10 protein-coding genes and 4 tRNA genes are annotated in these 20127 nt (G+C 49.3%); 9 read left to right on the forward strand and 5 right to left on the reverse strand.

What is annotated here, in order from left to right:
• From ACN0TT_RS14980 to ACN0TT_RS15010, 7 genes are all read left to right on the forward strand, one after another.
• Window positions 1-5568 (forward strand): VCBS domain-containing protein (locus ACN0TT_RS14980; protein WP_417762956.1); only part of this gene is annotated, 5568 nt, incomplete at its 5' end.
• A gap of 107 nt (window positions 5569-5675) precedes the next feature.
• Window positions 5676-7856: a type I secretion system permease/ATPase gene (locus ACN0TT_RS14985; protein WP_417762957.1), complete on the forward strand. Its 2181-nt coding sequence runs from the start codon at window positions 5676-5678 to the stop codon at window positions 7854-7856.
• Between the two features lie 28 nt (window positions 7857-7884).
• Window positions 7885-9234, forward strand: coding sequence for an HlyD family type I secretion periplasmic adaptor subunit (locus ACN0TT_RS14990; protein ID WP_417762964.1), 1350 nt, complete (start codon window positions 7885-7887; stop codon window positions 9232-9234).
• 33 nt (window positions 9235-9267) lie between these two features.
• Window positions 9268-10659 (forward strand): TolC family outer membrane protein, encoded by a 1392-nt coding sequence (locus ACN0TT_RS14995; RefSeq protein ID WP_417762958.1) that lies wholly within the window; start codon window positions 9268-9270, stop codon window positions 10657-10659.
• Window positions 10659-11264, forward strand: a complete 606-nt coding sequence (locus tag ACN0TT_RS15000; protein WP_417762959.1) for an OmpA family protein — start codon at window positions 10659-10661, stop codon at window positions 11262-11264. The genes ACN0TT_RS14995 and ACN0TT_RS15000 overlap by 1 nt, the downstream gene beginning before the upstream one ends.
• A gap of 86 nt (window positions 11265-11350) precedes the next feature.
• Window positions 11351-11992 carry a transglutaminase-like cysteine peptidase gene (locus ACN0TT_RS15005; protein WP_417762965.1) on the forward strand — a complete coding sequence of 214 codons (642 nt, stop codon included), beginning with the start codon at window positions 11351-11353 and terminating at the stop codon, window positions 11990-11992.
• An 8-nt stretch (window positions 11993-12000) separates the two neighbouring features.
• Window positions 12001-13926, forward strand: a complete 1926-nt coding sequence (locus tag ACN0TT_RS15010) for an EAL domain-containing protein (protein ID WP_417762960.1) — start codon at window positions 12001-12003, stop codon at window positions 13924-13926.
• Between the two features lie 316 nt (window positions 13927-14242).
• Here ACN0TT_RS15010 and ACN0TT_RS15015 read toward each other — a convergent pair.
• The 4 genes from ACN0TT_RS15015 to ACN0TT_RS15030 form a co-directional block, all read right to left on the reverse strand.
• A tRNA-Pro gene (locus ACN0TT_RS15015) sits at window positions 14243-14319 on the reverse strand.
• Window positions 14320-14379: 60 nt separating this feature from the next.
• A tRNA-Pro gene (locus ACN0TT_RS15020) sits at window positions 14380-14456 on the reverse strand.
• A 45-nt stretch (window positions 14457-14501) separates the two neighbouring features.
• Window positions 14502-14577: transfer RNA gene (locus ACN0TT_RS15025), tRNA-His, on the reverse strand.
• Window positions 14578-14619: 42 nt separating this feature from the next.
• Window positions 14620-14696 (reverse strand) — tRNA-Arg (locus ACN0TT_RS15030).
• A gap of 259 nt (window positions 14697-14955) precedes the next feature.
• Here ACN0TT_RS15030 and ACN0TT_RS15035 point away from each other — a divergent pair.
• Window positions 14956-17580, forward strand: coding sequence for a diguanylate cyclase domain-containing protein (locus ACN0TT_RS15035; RefSeq protein WP_417762961.1), 2625 nt, complete (start codon window positions 14956-14958; stop codon window positions 17578-17580).
• Here the strand turns inward: ACN0TT_RS15035 and rep are convergent.
• Complete coding sequence (gene rep, locus ACN0TT_RS15040; RefSeq protein ID WP_417762962.1) at window positions 17570-19585, reverse strand: DNA helicase Rep; 2016 nt, start codon at window positions 19583-19585, stop codon at window positions 17570-17572. The two genes, ACN0TT_RS15035 and rep, sit on opposite strands and share 11 nt — an antisense overlap.
• A gap of 204 nt (window positions 19586-19789) precedes the next feature.
• Between rep and ubiK the strand changes: the two genes are divergently transcribed.
• Window positions 19790-20044, forward strand: a complete 255-nt coding sequence (ubiK, locus tag ACN0TT_RS15045) for a ubiquinone biosynthesis accessory factor UbiK (RefSeq protein ID WP_417762963.1) — start codon at window positions 19790-19792, stop codon at window positions 20042-20044.
• The last annotated feature ends 83 nt before the right edge of the window (window positions 20045-20127 follow it).

Here is a 20127-nt window from a genome sequence, read left to right on the forward strand (position 1 = left end):
GGCACCAATGATGCACCAGTATTGGCGCCTGATGTGGGTGCTGTGGATGAAGACGCCACGCTGACGGTCGCAGCAGCCGACGGTGTGTTGAGCAACGATACCGATGTGGATGGCGATACCCTCAGCGTCACCGGTATTTTGAACGGCACCACCGGCACTGCCACTGCCGTGGTCGATGGCGCCGCCACGGTGATCACTAATGATTACGGTACGCTGACCATCAATAGCGACGGCAGCTACAGCTTTGCCGCCACCGGCGCAGCCTCGCAAGCCTTGGCAACTGGCGCTACCGCGCAAACCGTATTTACCTACACCGCCACCGATGGCACCGCGCCACTCACTAGCACACTGACCATCACCATCACCGGCACCAATGATGCACCAGTATTGGCGCCTGATGTGGGTGCTGTGGATGAAGACGCCACGCTGACGGTCGCAGCAGCCGACGGTGTGTTGAGCAACGATACCGATGTGGATGGCGATACCCTCAGCGTCACCGGTATTTTGAACGGCACCACCGGCACTGCCACTGCCGTGGTCGATGGCGCCGCCACGGTGATCACTAACGATTACGGTACGCTGACCATCAATGCCGACGGCAGCTACAGCTTTGCTGCCACCGGCGCAGCCTCGCAAGCCTTGGCAACCGACGAAACAGCCCAGACCGTATTTACCTACACCGCCACTGATGGCATTGGATCACTCACCAGCACCTTAACCATCACCATCACTGGCACCAACGATGCACCAACACTGACCTCTGCTACCGCGTCATTGACCGAAGATGTCGATACCAATGGTGACGTGGCAGGCATTCAGCTGGAAGCCAGTGGTCAACTGACCATTTCCGATGTAGACAGCAGTGACAGCCACACCGTTAGCGTCACCAATACTGCATTTGATGATAACGATCTGACCTTCACCGCCGACCAACTGACAGCACTGCAAAGCGGTCAATTCAGTATTGATAATGACGGTAACTGGAGCTATAGCATTGATAATGATGCGATTCAGTTCCTTGCCGCAGGCGAGTCAGTCACGATGACCTACACCGTGATCACCAACGATGGCACCGTGGACAGCGCCCCACAAACCGTGACCATTACGCTCAACGGTACCGATGATGGTGTCAGCTTAGACGAACTTGATGCCCCAATCGCTGAAATCAAAGTCTCTGAAGCCAATTTGCTAGGAGGTACATCACCTCATGAGCCAAATCTGACTCAAACAGGCGAGTTCAGATTCGAAAGTGTGGATGGTTTGCAAACACTGACTATTCATGGTCAAGAATTTACCCTTGCGCAGCTGCAAGCACTCAACAACGTTGATGGCGATGTCACAATTCCAACGCAATATGGTGATCTCACCCTGACTGGTTTCAACGGTTCCGCCACAGGCGGTACTGTCAGCTACAGTTACACCTTAGACACTGCGGTAGACGGCGACGCTCAAGCAGGTGCAACCGACGCCGGTTATACCGAGAGCCTCACCATTACAGTCGTTGATAGCGATGGCAGCGAAGCCTCTGGCACATTAGATATCGCTATCACCGACGATTCTCCTATAGCGATAAATGACGTTGATACCATGGCCGAAGGTGAATTTCGTGCGACGGGTAACGTCATCTCGGCTGAGGGGACAGACTCGCTTACCACTGCCGATAAAGTAGGGGCTGATGGTGCGACCATTACGGCGATTAGCTTTAACAACGTTGGAGGTTCGGCAGTGGAAGATGGTTTCACTGTTGCTGGTGCGTATGGCGTATTAACCATCCATGCGGATGGCAGTTATAACTATGTTCGTACCCCTGGTTCTCAAGGCGGTGTTGCTGATGTATTCACTTACACCTTAACTGACGGTGATGGCGATGCTCGTCCTGCCACATTGACTATCAATATTGGTGACAGTGCCCCAACGGTATCTATTCCTGCGGCTGGCGGCGTTGGCACCACAGTATACGAAGCAGGCTTGCCTGCACGCGGCGATGAACCCGCTGGCTCTGATGCCAGCAGTACCAGTGAAACCACCAGTGGCAACATCAGCTTTACCTCGAAGGATGGTTTGAGCGCCATTTCTCTTGGCGGTCATACCCTGACAACCGTCAACCAAACCTTTGCTGATGGCCTCACTGCCCGTTATGAATACAATGCAGCAACGGGTGTCGGTAGTATCATTTACAGCTATACCTTGCTGGATAACACCTCGGGCGATAACACTTCCGTGCCATTCCCAGTGGTGATCACCGATGCCGATGGTGATTCAGCTCCTGCAGGCACGCTGGTGATAAATATCGTTGATGACATACCAACAGCTGTGTTGGATACCAACAATGCCGAAGAGGGGGAATTGCTCGATGTTACTGCAGCCAACGGCGTACTCAGTAATGACACGCTCGGAGCAGATGATGCAGTTGTGACTGGGGTCGCCATCGCTACTGCTGATAATTCAGCGGCAGATGACGTTATAGCTACCGGTGTAGGTTCAACCATTCAGGGTGCCTATGGCGAGTTAACATTGAACGCTGACGGTAGCTACACCTACCAAGCCTATCCAAACGTCACCATTCATGCCGATGCAACTGATAGTTTTGCCTACACCATCACCGATGGTGACGGTGATACCTCAACGGCCACATTGACCATCACCCTGACCGATAGTGGCTTAGTTGCCAATTCCACCAGCAGTGAAGTTGATGAAGCAGCACTGTCATTGATTGGTTCAAATCCTGATAGTGATGCCGAAACAACCGGAGGAACACTTTCAGCCACTGGTGGTGTAGGTGCATTAACCTTTAGCTTTGCAGAAGGCCATAATGGCACTGGCGCATATGGTACCTTGACCATAAATGAGGACGGTACTTGGTCTTACACACTTAATAGTCCAGCGACCAATGACCCAGCCGCAAATGACGGCACAGCTGTTAACGGCGTAGACACCTTCACTTACCAAGTGATAGATGAAAATGGCAATTTTAAAACCAACACCATAACAATCAACATCAAAGATGACGTACCAACAGCTGATGTCGCCAACTTCACCGTGGATAACGAAGCAGGTACAACAAGTGGTAGTTGGACCTTGAACAGTGGTGCCGATGGGTTGGGAACAGACGCTAGCGACCTAGAAACAGGTATCAACGTCAATTTGCTTACCAGTCTAGGTGACAACGTCACGCTAACGAGAGAAGACGTTTATAACAATGGCGTCTATCAAGGTGAAAGACTAACAGCCACCTATGACAATAATGGTTCTGAGGATACCTTCTTTACCCTCTATATGAAGGCAGATGGTACCTACACCTTTGATTTGGAAACACCAAATCCGGTGGTTACGGAGTCGGTCGAATTCAACAAGAAAATTGATGGCGGTAACAGTACAGAACTGTGGGCGAGTGATTTTCTAAGCACTATTGATACGGATATCCGTTTCACTTCAACAAGTAACAACACAGTGAACTCCAGTACTCAAGGGATAGGTGTTGATAGTAACTGGTTAGACCCAAGTGAAAGCCTGAAAGCAACCTTCTTTGACGAAGGCAAGACTGATGTAAAAGCGGTTGATCAGGTATCACTCACGTTCGACTCTCAAGGCAATGGCAGTGGTACCAATCTGACCATCCAGCTACTGAGCGCTACAGGAACAGTGTTGCATACACTGACAAACGTCATTGTTAATCATGATGGCACTGTCACTATCAATGCAGGTGATTACAATCTCGATGGTTTCTACGGCATTAACGTTACCAGTGTGAGCGGGGATGCAGTGCGCCTGTCAGGCATGTCGACCTCTGTAGATATTTTGCCTGATGATCAAACGCTGAATTTCAACACCACAGTGATTGATGGCGACGGCGATATCGCCTCCAGCAACTTCAGCGTCACTATTGATGCAGATAGCCAACAGATTCAAAGCGCGATTATCGTCGGCGATAATAACTCTAATATCGAATTGAGCAGTGCTCGGTTTGTTATTGGTGATGGTGCCGGTGTAATTGCTGGCGGTGATGGCGGCGATGTCTTAGTTGGTGATGCTGGCGGTAATACCATTACTACAGTGCCCGGCGCTGACTATAATATCGCGTTGATTGTCGATACTTCCAACAGTATGGATGAAGCGTCCGGTACATGGGGTAAATCACGGCTGCAATTAGCACAAGATGCTTTGAAACAGTTGGCAACACAACTGCATGACCATGATGGCACCGTAAATATTACGTTAATCTCATTCGATGGTGATGCCACGAAAAACATTGCCATCAACAATTTCGATAGCGATCACGATCTCCAACGGTTGGTCGACGCAATCTATGCGCTGCATACCTCTGGAGCAACTAACTATCAAGATGCATTTAACGAAGCAGAAAGCTGGTTTGATAGCAGAAATTCAGGAAACTCCAACTTCATTAATATGTCGTTCTTCCTGACCGACGGTAATCCAACCACCTACAATAATGATCGCTCAAATAGCGGCGGTTCCACTGACCTCAACGATATGCAGCGGGCAATAGCGGCGTTTGAATCACTTACTCAAGGTAACGGTTACACTGTCAGCGCCAATGCTATCGGTATAGGTAATGGCATTAACAGTAACTTCTTACGTTACTTCGACAATACCTCGGTAGTAGCTAATGATGTCACCACAACCGTCGATAGCTACTGGGATAATGGATTTTTTGGTTGGGGGGGACACTGGGTATACGAAAACGTCACTGGTGATGTCGGCCAAGCACAGATAATCAACACCGCCGCAGAATTACAGGCAGCGCTACAAAATGGTTTTGATGAATCAAACCCTAAAACAGTAGGAAATGATGTGATTCAAGGCGGTAACGGTGATGATGTTATCTTCGGTGATGTACTCAATACCGATGACTTGGCTTGGACGGGCCATGCAGCTGGTAGCCACAATGGTGAAGGGCTGCAAGCGTTGCAGGAATACCTCACTGACGTGTTAGGTCATGCGCCTAACAATAATGAGATCCGCGATTACATTGAGATAAACGCCGTATCACTGAACCTCAACGATGATAGTCGCGGTGGTGATGACATTATCCACGGTGGTAATGGTAATGACGTTATCTTCGGCCAAGGCGGTAACGACATTATCAACGGTGGCAACGGCGATGACGTCATCTATGGCGGCATGGGTGATGACATCCTCACGGGTGGCAACGGCAAAGACACCTTCGTATGGCTAGCGGGTGAGACGGGTACCGACCACGTCACTGACTTTAGCTTCAACCAAGATAAGCTCGACATTAGTGACTTACTCACCAACTGGGATGGTCAAAACGACACCCTAGACAACTATCTGCATATTAGTGTCGAAGGCGGCAACACGGTTATATCAATCGATGCCAATGCTGATCACACAGTCGACCAAACCATCATTCTGGACGGTAGCGATGTATCTAGCTACGGCACCAATAGCAGTGAATGGCTTCAAGGGTTGATTGATAATGGCAATGGTCCGTTGATTGTGCAGAGCACACAAACTGAGCAAGCATCATATACACCGTCATCTAGTTCAGATGAACTCAATCACACTAATAAGCTGTTGCAGCCTTAGTAGGTAAATCATTAAAACTTCAAAGATGCTTCGCTGCCAGCTAGGCAGCGAAGCGCCTTTGGTCAATACTTTACCTATCCGGTTATGTTTAAAGGATTAATCGCTTCGTGAGTAGTCATTCTGCCGCGCCAAAAACCGAGCAATGGTCAATACCGGCTTCTCAGCGGGTCACAGTTGATCCATTACTTGACTGCCTAGTACTGATGACGGAGTACTATGGTAGTCCGTGCTCCGTCGAATCTTTGGTAGCAGGCCTGCCATTATCCACCACGGTATTACCGCCAGAACTATTCCCGCAAGCAGCATCGCGTGCCGGCCTCACCGCCAAACTAACGCGTAAAGGGCTTGACCAAGTCACCGCGATTCAGTTGCCGTGTGTACTGCTGTTGAAAGACAAAAAAGCCTGTGTCTTGCGGGAATTAGATTTTGAAAAACAAACCGCGGTCATTCAGCTGCCGGAAACCGGCGGCCAGCAAGTATTGTCGATGGAAGAGCTAGAATCGCTCTATGTCGGCTATCTGTTTTTGGTTAAGCAACAGTACCGTGGCGACATGGGCTTTGATGTTTACCAGCATGATCATGGCTCTCACTGGTTGCTACAAACCCTGCGCGATGCCGCGCCCATCTATCGCGATGCGCTGATTGCCTCGGTGCTGGTTAACATTTTTGCGCTGGTATCACCACTGTTCGTGATGAACGTGTACGACAAAGTGGTACCCAACCTCGCCTTTGAGTCTTTATGGGTGCTAGCCGTTGGTGCAGGCATTGCTTATCTGTTTGACTTAGTCATGCGGCAACTACGCGCCTATCTCATTGATATCGCTGGTAAGAAAGTTGATATCATCGTGTCATCGCGGCTATTTTATAAAGCCATCGGCTTGCCGCTAGAAAAGCGCTCTGCCAGCGTTGGTGGCATGGCACGGCAGATGGGCGAGTTTGATAGTATCCGTGATTTTCTCACCTCCGCCACCATCACCACCTTAGTGGATCTGCCATTTGCCCTGCTATTTATGGTGATTATCTTCATTGTGGCGGGCGACCTTGCAGTGATCCCACTCATCGCCAGTGTGCTGATTTTACTGTTTACCTTGAGCATTCAGCCCAAGCTCAAACAAGCGATTGAAGAGAGCAACAAATTCTCTAGCTTGAAACACGGCCACTTAATCGAGAGCCTCGCAGCACTAGAGTCAATCAAAGCCTACGGCGCAGAAGGTTTAGTACAAAAGTCATGGCAACAGATGATTGGTCACACCGCTAATTGGCAGTTGAAGTCGAAAAAACTGTCCAACGCAGTGGCGCATTTCGCCACCTTTACCGTGCAAGTGACTACCGTATTTGTGGTGATTTTAGGGGTATATCGGGTAGCGGATAACGCCATATCTATGGGCGGCATTATTGCGGCAGTGATGTTGTCGAGTCGTGCGGTATCGCCGATGGCGCAGCTGGCTAATCTGATGACGCGTGCCAACCAGATGATCAGCGCCCTGCGCCAGCTTGACGGCATCATGACCCAAGAAGATGAGTTTGAAAACAAAGGCCACTTAGTGTCCAAGCAACGCTTGATGGGCAAACTCGAAGCCGACAACATCACCTTTAGCTATCCCGGCAGTGACAAACTGGTGTTACATCCGTTGTCGTTGCGCATCCAACCCGGTGAGCGTGTCGCGATTATTGGCCGCAACGGCAGTGGCAAAAGTACCTTAGCTAAGCTACTGATTGGTTTATATAAACCGTCAGAAGGCAGTTTGCGCTACGACGGTATCGACTCAGCACAAATCCATCCAAGTGATTTACGGCGCAACTTTGGCTATCTCCCACAAGATGTCACCCTGTTTCACGGCACCATCCGCGACAATATCTTGTTTGGCACCCGCTCAGTGACAGAGCACCAAATCATGCGCGCCACCCAGCTATCAGGCGTTAGCCTATTTACCGATATGGAATCGGAAGGGTTAGATCGTCAAGTGGGTGAAAAAGGCGAATCACTCTCCCGTGGTCAACGGCAAACGGTCGCCCTCGCCCGCGCTATTTTGAACGATCCCCCCGTACTGTTGATGGACGAACCAACGGCCAGCCTCGATGCCCGCGCCGAGAAGCAGTTTATGCAATCCATGACCTACGTCAGCAAAGACCGCACGCTCATCCTCATCACCCATAAAATGGATCTGCTGCGGTTGGTTGACCGTGTCATCGTGCTAGATAAAGGGCGCATCTTAGCCGATGGCCCCAAAGCCAAAGTGCTAGAGCTACTCAACCAAGGGTTGATGGCGGGAGGTCGCCGTGGCTAATAAAAATTTTACCGCGCAAGATTTGGAGATGGTGGACGACGTTTACGGCGCCATGCTCACCGAAGCACCGTCGAGCCATAAACATATTATTTGGGCAGTATCCGCAATGATGCTGTGTTTCTTGGTGTGGGCCGCCCTCGCCAAACTCGACCGCGTGACCCAAGGCACCGGCAAAGTGATCCCATCAAGCCAAGTACAAGTCATCCAAAGTTTGGATGGCGGCATCCTCAAAGAGATGTATGTGCAGGAAGGCATGATGGTGACTAAAGGCCAACCGTTAGTGCGTATTGATGACACTCGCTTTCGTGCTGACGCCGCACAGTCGCAACAAGAGGTGGACTCGCTGCGCGCCAACGTGATCCGCTTATCCGCTGAACTCAACAGCATTCAAATTGCAGATACCGCACAAGATTGGCGCGAGCAGATCAACGTTGATAAGCAACCGCCTGCATTTCCGGCCGACTTACAACAGACTCAGCCAGAGCTGGTCAGCCGCCAAGCGGATGAGTTTAACGGTCGATTAGATAACCTCGTTAACCAGTTGGCTATTCAGGCGCGACAGATCCAGCAACGCCAACAAGAAAGCGAAGAATTAGCGTCTAAAATTACTACACTGACAACAAGTTACCAATTGGTCACCCGTGAACTAGACTTAACTAGACCACTGGCCACCAAAGGGATTGTGCCAGAAGTGGAATTACTGAAATTAGAACGCAACGTCAACGATATTAAAGGTGAGCTAGCCAGCTTACGTGTAGCCCGCCCAAAAGTGAAAGCCGCGATGGATGAAGCCATTCTGAAACGTCGCGAAGCTGTCTTAGTCTATGCTGCCGACGCCCGTTCTAAATTGAGCGACATGCAAGCCAAGCTGTCGCGCATGAATGAAGCACAAGTCGGTGCAATGGATAAAGTCGATAAGGCGATCATTACCTCTCCGGTCAATGGCACCGTTAAATCTATTGAGATAAACACCCTCGGCGGTGTCGTGCAACCTGCGGTCAACATCATGGAGATTGTTCCGTCGGAAGACCAACTGCTGATCGAAACCAAAATTTTGCCGAAGGATATCGCCTTTTTACATCCAGGCTTACCGGCGGTCGTCAAAGTCACCGCCTACGATTTTACCCGTTATGGCGGCTTAACTGGCACAGTAGAACAGATCAGTGCCGACACCACCCAAGACGAAGAAGGTAACAGTTTCTATCTGGTGAAGGTCAGGACCGACGAATCCAGTTTACAAAAGAAAGATGGCACTAAAATGCCGATAATACCCGGTATGCTGACCAGCGTAGACGTAATCACCGGGAAACGCACAGTCCTTGAGTACATCCTAAATCCAATACTACGGGCCAAAGAAAACGCATTAAGAGAGCGCTAAACTTTGAGCAATTGAACCTTGGAGGGGTTTAATATGAATACACCATTTAATCGACGGATGAAAACCAGCGCTCTGGCGTTGGCCATCAGTGCGTTGATGCTTCCGGGTAGCTCGCTAGCTCAGACTCTTGAGCAAGCCGTTGCTGCTACTCTGGACACCAATCCCGATATTCGCGTCGCCTTTAACCGTTTCAAACAAAAGGAAGAACAGGTCAGCCAATCATTTGCGGGCTATCTGCCAACGTTAGACGTCAATGCCGGTTACGGTTATGAATACACTGACTCACCATCAACCCGCCGCCGCGGTGAGGATTCAATGGAACTCAAACGAGGCGAGTTTGGCGTGAGCTTGCGGCAGATGCTGTTTGATGGCTTCTACACCTCAAGTGAAGTTGACCGTACCAAGTACGAAGCCACCGCAGAACAGTGGACCTTATTTGCTACCGCAGAAGACACCGCACTGGATGTTGCCCGTGTGTATGTCAGTTATATTCGTGCCGAACAGATCCTCACGTTGGCCGAGAAGAATCTAAAAACCCATGAGGATATCTACTCGCAAATTAAACAACGTACGGATTCGGGCTTAGGTTCAACCGCTGATTTATCACAAATTACCGGCCGTTTGGCGCGCGCTAATGCCAACTTGATGTCTGCCCGTAATAACTTCATGGATGCCAAAAGCCAGTTTTATCGCATAACCCACCAAGAAGCCGACAGCTTGATTATTCCCGTACCAGATGCCGATATGCTGCCAGCAGACTTGGCGATCGGTATCACTTTGGCCGAGAAAAATCATCCGGTATTGAAGTCCGCGGGCAACGATATCATGGCGGCAGAATCGGAAAAATCGACCGCACAATCCACATACTATCCGCAGTTCTCATTGGAAGTCTCCAGCAACTGGAATAACGATCTCAGCGGTGAAGATGGTTTCAGTGCGATTGCCACGCAAGATGTCGGTGGCTATTACAACGACGTGCAGGCCATGGTGCGCATGCGCTACAACCTGTTCTCTGGTGGTAAAGATCTCGCACGCGAAAAAGAAACCGCTTATAAGCTGAGCGAAGCCAAAGAGATCCGAGAACGGGCCCACCGTGAGGTAGTCGAAGGCGTCAGCCTAGCGTGGAATGCCTACGAATATCTCGAACCGCAAATGCAATACATTCAACAACATGTTATTGCCGCGAAAGAAACCCAAGTGGCTTACTCGCAACAGTTCAACCTTGGCCAACGCACCTTGTTGGACTTATTGGATACTGAAAACGAGCTATTTGAAGCCCGACGCGACTATCTCACCGCCGAGTTTGACGAAATTATTGCTAAATATCGTGTGCTTAACGCAACCGGACAACTGCTCGATTCACTGCGAGTGACTCGCCCAGCGGTATGGCAAGGCAAACTTAACCATCAGGAAGGAGCCGAATAATGAAACTGTTACTGACCATTATGAGTCTTGCCTTGCTGGCGGGGTGCTCAATGCGTGACATCGCCACCATGGACGGTGCCACCGAACAAGCCTATAACCTCAACGATGAAGACCGCGACGGCGTCATTGAAGCACGTGAAAAATGCTCGGGAACAGTAAGCGGTGCCAACATCGATAACTATGGTTGTGGCACGGTGAAGCCAATTAAAGAGCGTTCTGAACTTAAGATTCTGTTCCCGAATGACTCTTACTATATTGACCCACAGTACTATGCACAGATCCAAACGATTGCAGACTTTATGAAGCAGTATCCGCATACTAACGTGACCATTGAAGGGCACTGCAGTAAAACCGGAACTTACGAGCACAACCTCGAGCTTTCACAAAATCGTGCGAATGCGGTGACAGATGTACTTAATCAACAGTTTGGTATTGAAAGTAGCCGATTAACTGCTATTGGTTATAGTTACGATCGCCCCGTTGACACCAGTGGTACGCCCGAAGCGCAGAACCGTAATCGTCGCGTCATCGCGGAAGTGACCGGTGAAGACACCATGGCTGATATGAAGTGGAATATCTACACCGTAGATGAAACTGCACAATAGGAAATTACTTGACCACACTGGCACTAGGCAGACCAACGCTGTACACCTTTTATAGGTGGGTCTGCCGTTGCGCCATTATTGGGGCGATGGTACTGATCATTGGCTCACAAGCCAGTGATACTCCCACGCTAGAGCGCGGCAGTATCGTGTCAGCATTGACGACACGTTACGGTGAGCGAGCGGGATTACGTGCTAATGCTTGGTTTAAGGTATTGGACAGCAGCCAGCAGCTAGATGACATGGGCAAGCTCAATGCGGTCAATAATTTCTTCAATTTATTCAGATTTGTCGATGATATTAAACTCTGGGGTGATAGCAACTACTGGGCAACCCCATTAGAGTTTATCGGCGCCAATGGCGGGGATTGTGAAGATTTCTCCATCGCCAAATATTTTACCTTGCTGCAGTTGGGTATCCCTGATGAAAAATTGCGGATCACTATGGTTAAAGCGACCTCGGTCAATCAATACCATATGGTGCTGGCCTACTACGATAAGCCCTCCGCGATACCACTCATTTTGGATAACTTAGATCCGCTGCTCAAACCTGCGACAAAACGTGGTGACTTGATTCCAGTTTACAGTTTCAATGGTAAACAGTTGTGGCTGAACAAAGAAAGAGGACGTGGTGAACTCGCTGGTTCATCATCACGGCTCGAAAAATGGAATGATCTTAAATACAGATTAGGGGTCGACCGCTTGCGGAAACCCAAATTGGTACTGGAGTAACGGCAACAATGACTTTGTTCAGACAGTTATACTCATTGCTCTTTGGACTATTTTTGCTGGTGATAGCCAGCTTAGGCTACGTACAGTTTAATGAAACCCGTAGTTTTTTGAGCAAACAGATGGAGTCAGACCTCAACAATGCCAGCCATTCATTGGGGCTGATGTTGGTGCCTGCGCTCGAAGCAGGCGATATCGCCACCGTGGAAACCTTAGTAAACGTGATTTTTGAAGGCGGCTATTACCAACAAGTGCAACTCACGTGGATGGTCGACGGCAAACAACAAACGTGGAATAACGCTATTCGAGTGCAGGGCGTACCACAATGGTTTATCGAGTTAGGCTTTTTCCCCACCATTGAGCGTGAAAGTACCATTACCTCAGGTTGGATCCAGCTGGCTAAACTGAAAATTACCGCACACCCCGGCTACGGCTACAACGAGCTGTGGCGCATTATGAGCAATACCATCATCGTATTTTCCATCCTGTTCCTGATCGCCATCATCACTGCCCGCTTTGGCCTGAGCTGGATTTTGAAACCGCTCAATGAGATTGCTGAGCATGCTAAAAGTGTCGCCCGCCGCGAGTTTGGCCCCGACATGAAGCCACCTAAAACCCTTGAACTAAAAGACGTAGTTGAAGCGTTTAACAGCATGTCGGCGCAGTTAAAGCAGATTTTTAACTCTCTCGATGAAGAAGTCTCGCAACTGCGAACCAAGAACTTAGTCGATGGGGTATCTGGCTTACCTAACCGCCAATACATGACTGGACGAATCGCCAGTTGGTTAAGTGAACCGAGCAGCGGCGCATTAATGTTGTCGCAACTGACATGGCTAGAAGATGTGCACCGCAAATATGGCTATCAAGTGCGTGATGAAACCATCAAACTGCTATCGCAACGGTTGCAGGAAGATCTGAGTGGCGCGGGTGAAACTGTGGTAGCACGTATTTCTGCCTACGAATTTGCTTTCTTATTGATTAATGTCGAACGCGAGCAAACCAGTAAATATCTGCAGCAACTGCTGCGTACCATTAACCAAGAGATGGTAAAAGCGGGCTGCAAGCCCAATGAAGATTACGCTATCGGTATTGCCGAACGCAGCAGTGCTGGCGATGCGACAGTATCGAGTTTACTCGGCCAAGCCGATAATGCACTGCAACTCGCGCTACGTGAACACAAAACCTATCACTGGTTTGAGTCCAGCGAGCAACAGCTGTTTACCCGTGAGCAGTGGCGCGACAAGTTAGTCGATGCCATCAACAACAAACAGTTCCGCTTCCGCTGGCAAGCGATTCAGCAAGTGGGCGTTAGCAAGTACTTACAGCGTGAAATATTCTGCCAATTGCAGGTGGAAGATAAACAAGTGCATGCTGGTCAATTCATGCCTTACGTGGAACTGATGTCGATGGGTAGCCTACTCGACCGCTGCTTGATCGAGAAGATTGTGGAAGAGCAACTGGTTGATAAAGTCGAACAACCGCTGGCGATTAACCTGACACATCAAAGTATCAGTGACGTCAAATTCCGCGAATGGCTCGGACAGTTCCTCAAGAAAACCCTTCATCGCGGTTTGCTGACATTTGAGATCCCCGAATCGTCTATCTACAGTGATAACAGTGCCTGTGAAGCGTTATGCCATGTGATTCGCGATAACGGCGCCAGCTTTGGTATCGACCACTTTGGTCGCCAATTTGGCTCAATGAACTACCTGCAAAGCTTCCGCCCTGCTTACGTTAAACTAGATCAATCCTTTGCTCAGTTCGATGATAATGAACGTAATACCGAGCTGTGCCGCGCGTTAATCAATGTTGCCAGAGGGCTAGATATCACCGTGATTGTCACCGGCATTCAGGAGCAAGCGCAGCTTGATCGCTTCATTCCATTGAAGGTCAATGGCTATCAAGGCTTTATTCTGCCACCTGAAGAGCTGAAATAAACCAGCACGGTTATTAGCACTAGGCGAGGTTAATCCTCGCCTTTTTATTGGCTGTCATCCGTCGATGAGTAATTCAAAGCGTTGCGGATGACGGCGTAGATACAAAGGAAACTCGACACTGTCTGTGACAACAGGGCAGGACGTTGGTTGGCTATCGGTAATAGGAAGCAGGAAGCAGCAACAACGATAAAGCTAACCACTAATACAAAGCACATGAGTCAGCCGATTGACGGTTACAACTGACGGCACATCATTAGTTATTGCAGACGTTAGAAAGCAAAAAAGCCTCTGCATTGCAGAGGCTTTCTTTAGAATTTGGTCGGTGATAAAGGATTCGAACCTTTGACCCTCTGGTCCCAAACCAGATGCGCTACCGGGCTGCGCTAATCACCGAAGTTTTCATCGATACATCGACTAGCATATATACGTTTGCCAACGTTTTTAACATCAAAGTGGTCGGTGATAAAGGATTCGAACCTTTGACCCTCTGGTCCCAAACCAGATGCGCTACCGGGCTGCGCTAATCACCGACATTTTTGACTTTCATCTCTTTCAGTTCAAACAACTAAGAGAAATGGGGTGGCTGATGGGGCTCGAACCCACGACAACTGGAATCACAATCCAGGGCTCTACCAACTGAGCTACAGCCACCACTGATTTTTACTGACATCAACTGGGCAACCAAGTCTTAGTTGGTGCGCCCAGAAGGATTCGAACCCTCGGCCTCACCCTCCGGAGGGGTGCGCTCTATCCAACTGAGCTATGGGCGCCCTACCGTGTCAGCGCCGCATATAGTAGGAGGATTTCAGCGCCGCGTCTACGGTTATTTTGAGTTTTTAGTGTTAGTTGTTCAAGTTTTAGCTTAATCGGCAAATGACGTGTTTATTTGCACTATCAAAAAGTCGACATATGTCAGAAAATTGGCTTGGCACTATGCTACATTCATGTTATCACTATACGATTAAACAAAATTTAAACAAATAGTTATCACTACTTCCCTGTAACGTAAGACATTTTAAAGCCAATAAGATGCCGAACAATAACGAACAATCAATAAAGTCTCAAGGAGCGTTGGCAGTACCAAACCCCAGCGATGAGCTACAACTTGCGACAGACTTCAAACGGATTGAAGCCGCCCAGCAAGCGTTACTCGGTATCTCAGATCTGGCAAATACTGTCAAAACCATGCAGGAGTTTTATCTCGGCCTGCACCAGCATTTAAAGCAGCTGATCCCGGCAGATAACTTTTATATCTGCCTTAAAAATCAAGATCGGTTAGAACTGCCGTTTTTCGCTGACGAGAAAGACGCTAACCCACTCGATCTGTGCGCTGATAAAAGTTTGTCAGATGCTCTGAAGCGCGGGCTTACCGGCTATGTCATTCGCACCCAGCAACCGTTGCTGTGTGACGAAGCCATGTGTGAGCAGCTAAAGCAGCAGGGTGAAATTGACGAAATTGGTTCCCCAAGCCATCAATGGCTGGGCGTGCCGATTACGCATCACGATGTTACCGTGGGGGTGTTAACGGTACAAAGTTATAAGCTCGAAGTGACATACAACAGTAAAGAGCAAGAGTTGATGGTGTTTATCAGCCATCATATTGCTGGCGTATTGGAACGGCTGCGCCACCAACAGCAACTAGAAATAGCCATTGAGCAGCGCACGCAAGAGCTAAGCCATGCCTACGAAAAACTCAAACAGGAAGTGTATGAACGGCGCCGTGCTGAACGCCTGCAGCGTTCACTGTTTGAAATTGCCGACTTAGCTACCTCCAATTTGGAGATGCGTGACTTCTATGCCGAGCTACATCGCGTAATTGGTCATCTGCTGCCCGCGCAAAACTGTTACATTGCGCTATATGCCGAAAACAAAACGCAACTCGAGTTTCCCTTCTTTGTATCGCAAATCAGTCGTATCGCGCCCAAACCCCGCGCGCTGAAAGATGGCCTAGTAGAATATCTGCTACGCAGCCAACGGCCAATGCTGCTTGATCAAAAAGGCATTCAACGCTTAATTGAGCAAGGCATGCTCTATAGCAAAGCGCCAGATTTGAATCACACCCAACAGATGCACCAGTGGATTGGTATTCCGTTGATGATCCAAGGGTCGGTAGGTGGCGCGTTGGCCGTGTATTCCTTCAGTGCCGATCAAAAGTATCAATTCAAGGATATGGATCTGCTGACCTTTGTGTCACAGCATATTGCTACTGCGATCGAACGCAAACTTGCCACTGAAACGCTGAAGCGATCCAACGAAGAACTCGAAGAAAAAGTCATTGAGCGCACGCGAGAATTGGCTCGCGCCAACAAAGATCTGCAAAGCGAGATCTCCCAGCGCCGTAAAGTCGAGCAACAACTGCAACATGACGCGACCCACGATACGCTCACAGGTTTACCTAACCGCATGATGTTTATGGCGCAGTTGCAGTCGACCTTGCAACAACACACCACCACCAGTATCGGTGAGTTTGCGCTACTGTTTATCGACCTTGACCGCTTTAAACTGGTTAACGATACCTTAGGCCATCTCGAAGGCGATCACTTCTTAATACAAACGGCAGAACGCTTAAATCTGTGTATTCGTGAACACGATATGCTGGCGCGTTTGGGCGGTGATGAGTTTGTTATCTTAGTCGACCATCTGCACAGCATTGATGACGCCAAAGATGTGGCCGAACGCATTCTGTCGGAATTGGCTAAACCGTTTAATCTCAACGGTAAAATGTTTAACTCTGGTGCCAGTATCGGGATTGCCGTCAGTGGCCGTCAGGCTAAAGAAAGCAGTGAATCGCTGCTACGCGACGCCGACACCGCCATGTATATGGCCAAAACCCGTGGCAAAGGTTGCTATGTGGTGTTTGATGAGCAATCGCACCAACAGCTGATGCGCAATATTCTGCTCGAAAACGAGCTACGCGCCGCCATGGATAACTGCCAAATTGAGCTCAGTTTTGCATCGGTAGAATCATTGGCAACAGGCCAAGAGCTAGCCCGAGATGTGCACCTATATTGGCGCCACAGTGAGCATGGCTTGCTGCAACATGAGCAGTTACTCACTTTGGCTGAGCAAGCAAACTTACGCTTAGACCTTGACCGCTACGCCATCGAGATGTTGAGCCAAATGCATATCAACGCAGAGATTCCAGCCGAGATAGAACTGCACCTCTCGCTGTCGAGTCAACATCTGACGCACAAACATGCACTACGCAGCCTTAAGAGTGGGTTACGCAACTGCCAATTCCCGCTGGCACGCTTGTGTCTATTTTTCAGTGAGCTGGCATTAGCACGCGACAATGAAGTCCATGTTAGCGGCTTTGAAGATCTGCAAGAGTTAGGTGTACAACTCGGGGTGAGTTGCTATGGCAGCGGATACAGCTCCATGGTGACGCTAAGCTTTTTACCTTTGAGTCGACTGAAGCTGGAACCGGAGCTAATCCAAGATATTCGCGGCCCGCGCCATCAACGCTTGCTACAGGCCATCCGCTTAAGTGCCAATTCACTCAATATTGAGCTGATTATTGATGGGGTAAGAACGCCGGAGCAGCGTCAATTGCTGCAACAGATGGGTTTCAATACTATTCAGTACCAAACTGCCCAGACGCCAGCAGACCATAGCACGCCGCTTAAGCAAGCCCTTGTGGACGTTATTTCTTAAACATCTCCCGCAGATTGGCAATATTAGCTTTGCCAGTCTGCATCCTTTCCTGCTCAGTTTTCTTCTCTGGCGCACGGTTGTCCCAGTGCAAGTCATCTTGCGGCAACTCGTCAATAAAGCGGCTAATTTGGCTTTGAATGGTTTCGCCAAACTGGCGTCGCTCGCGGGTCACCACAAAAAATAGCTCCTGCTGAGCGCGGGTAATCCCTACATAGGCTAAGCGGCGCTCTTCATCGATGTTGTCTTCATCAATGCTGCTTTGGTGTGGCAACAAGCCCTCTTCCATGCCCACGATAAACACATAAGGAAACTCCAAGCCTTTGGATGCATGCAGCGTCATCAGTTGTACTTGATCGCCCGCTTCATCTTCATTGTTACGCTCCATCATGTCGCGCAAGGTCAAACGAGTGACCACTTCTGGCAAGGTCATCGGCTCATCAAGATCATCGCCCGCCAGCATTTCCGTCACCCAACGATATAGCTCAGAGATATTCTTCATGCGCATCTCAGCCGCTTTGGCGCTGGTGCTGGTCTCATACAGATAATCTTCGTAATTGATGCTGCGGATCAGTTGCTTAATTGCATCCACTCCTTCGCCACGCTCGGCAATTTCGCCGGTATCGACAATAAAGCGGCCAAAGGTGTACAAACTCTCAACCGCCCCAGGGCTCAAATGTTGGTGTAATCCAGCATCAAAAATCGCTTCAAACATGGAGATATGTTTGCTATTGGCAAAGTTACCCAGCTTTTCCAATGTGGCAGGGCCAATACCGCGTTTGGGCAGATTCACCACCCGCAAAAACGCGTTGTCGTCATCCGGATTCACCACCAATCGCAGGTAAGCCATGATGTCTTTGATTTCCGCCCGCGAGAAAAACGACGTACCACCACTTAAGCGGTACGGAATACGGTTGGTCATCAATGCCCGCTCTAATAAGCGCGATTGATGGTTGCCGCGGTACAGCACGGCGTAATCACCGAAACTGGTTTTGCCCATAAACTTGTGGCGAATAATCTCCGCAACCACCCGCTCCGCTTCCTGTTCTTCGTTAGCAGCGTGCAAAATCCGTAGTGGTTCACCGTATGGCAGTTCGCTGAACAGTGACTTGTCGTACACGTGCGGGTTGTTGGCAATCAAAATGTTAGCTGCACGCAAGATCCGCTGGCTGGAGCGGTAATTTTGCTCCAGTTTAATCAGCTTTAATTCGGGGAAATCTTTACCCAGCAGTACCAAGTTTTGCGGTTTGGCACCACGCCACGAATAGATAGATTGGTCGTCGTCGCCTACCACAGTAAAGCGCGCGCGTTCACCTACCAGCAGTTTTACCAACTCGTATTGGCTAGTGTTGGTGTCTTGGTATTCGTCCACCAGCAGGTATTGAATGCGCTTCTGCCAACGTTTGCGCACCTCTTCATTGTGTTGCAACAGCAACGTCGGCAGCAGAATTAAGTCATCAAAGTCGAGTGCGTTGTAAGCCTTCATATGCTGGGCGTACCGCTGATACAGCAGCGCAGACAGTTGCTCCTGCTCGCCTTTGGCAATTTTTCGGGCATGGTCTGGAATCACCAAACCGCCTTTCCAGTTTGAAATCGTGGTTGCCAGCAACCGTAGTAAGTCTTTGTCTTCTTGCAGTTCTTTCTCGGTCAGCTCTTTGAGCAGTGCCATTGAGTCTTGATCATCAAACAGTGAAAAGCCCGCCTTTAGTCCCAGCGCTTTATGCTCACGTTTGATGATTTCTAGCCCAAGCGTATGGAATGTCGAAATCCACAACCCACGCGCCTCTTTGCGGCCAATCGATTGCGATACCCGCTCTTTCATCTCCCGCGCCGCTTTATTGGTAAACGTCACCGCTGCAATGTGACGGGCTTGATAGCCACAAGTTTGGATGAGATAGCCAATTTTATTGACGATAACGCGGGTTTTGCCACTGCCGGCACCGGCAAGCACCAAACAAGGACCAGAGATAAAATGAACGGCGTCGTTCTGTGCGGGATTTAACTTCATCAATAACACAAGGGGCAACTAATCAGACGCGCAATCATAGCAGACAAACAACCTGCACGGCGACAAGGCCGTCGCTCAGCACTGTTGATTAGCTATGGCGCAACCTATGGCATCGGTCCCATAACAAATGCACGGCAATTATTGGGAGAACCGCAAGGCTTGGGTTACAATTCACCCAATGGCGTAACCGATGGAAGTCTCACTATGATTAACGCAAAAAAGATTGAAGAACTGGCAAAGCAACTCAGCGACAACCTGCCAGCCCCAGTAAAACAGTTTGCTGGTGAATTTGAAGAGCGCAGTAAAAGCGTGTTGCAACAGCAACTGCTGAAGCTGGATTTAGTCTCTCGTGAAGAGTTTGAAGTACAGCAACACGTACTGTTGAAAACTCGCGAAAAACTCGAAGCGCTGCAAGCACAAGTTGAAGCGCTAGAAGCCAAATTACGCGAAGAAGCCTAACATCTACGTAAGCGCTCAATAAACCCGTACAGCTTTACTCAATGCTGCTGATATCAACATTCCACGGCATCAGATCCGACATG

Origin of the sequence: Shewanella sp., from assembly GCF_048265805.1 — a bacterium.
Lineage (GTDB): Bacteria > Pseudomonadota > Gammaproteobacteria > Enterobacterales > Shewanellaceae > Shewanella.

Coding starts and splice junctions, on each gene's coding strand:
- ACN0TT_RS14990 (WP_417762964.1), top strand. CDS start 7,885: ATGGTGGACGACGTTTACGGCGCCATGCTCACCGAAGCACCGTCGAGC.
- ACN0TT_RS15010 (WP_417762960.1), top strand. CDS start 12,001: ATGACTTTGTTCAGACAGTTATACTCATTGCTCTTTGGACTATTTTTG.
- ACN0TT_RS15000 (WP_417762959.1), top strand. CDS start 10,659: ATGAAACTGTTACTGACCATTATGAGTCTTGCCTTGCTGGCGGGGTGC.
- ubiK (WP_417762963.1), top strand. CDS start 19,790: ATGATTAACGCAAAAAAGATTGAAGAACTGGCAAAGCAACTCAGCGAC.
- ACN0TT_RS15035 (WP_417762961.1), top strand. CDS start 14,956: ATGCCGAACAATAACGAACAATCAATAAAGTCTCAAGGAGCGTTGGCA.
- ACN0TT_RS14995 (WP_417762958.1), top strand. CDS start 9,268: ATGAATACACCATTTAATCGACGGATGAAAACCAGCGCTCTGGCGTTG.
- rep (WP_417762962.1), bottom strand. CDS start 19,585: ATGAAGTTAAATCCCGCACAGAACGACGCCGTTCATTTTATCTCTGGT.
- ACN0TT_RS15005 (WP_417762965.1), top strand. CDS start 11,351: ATGGTACTGATCATTGGCTCACAAGCCAGTGATACTCCCACGCTAGAG.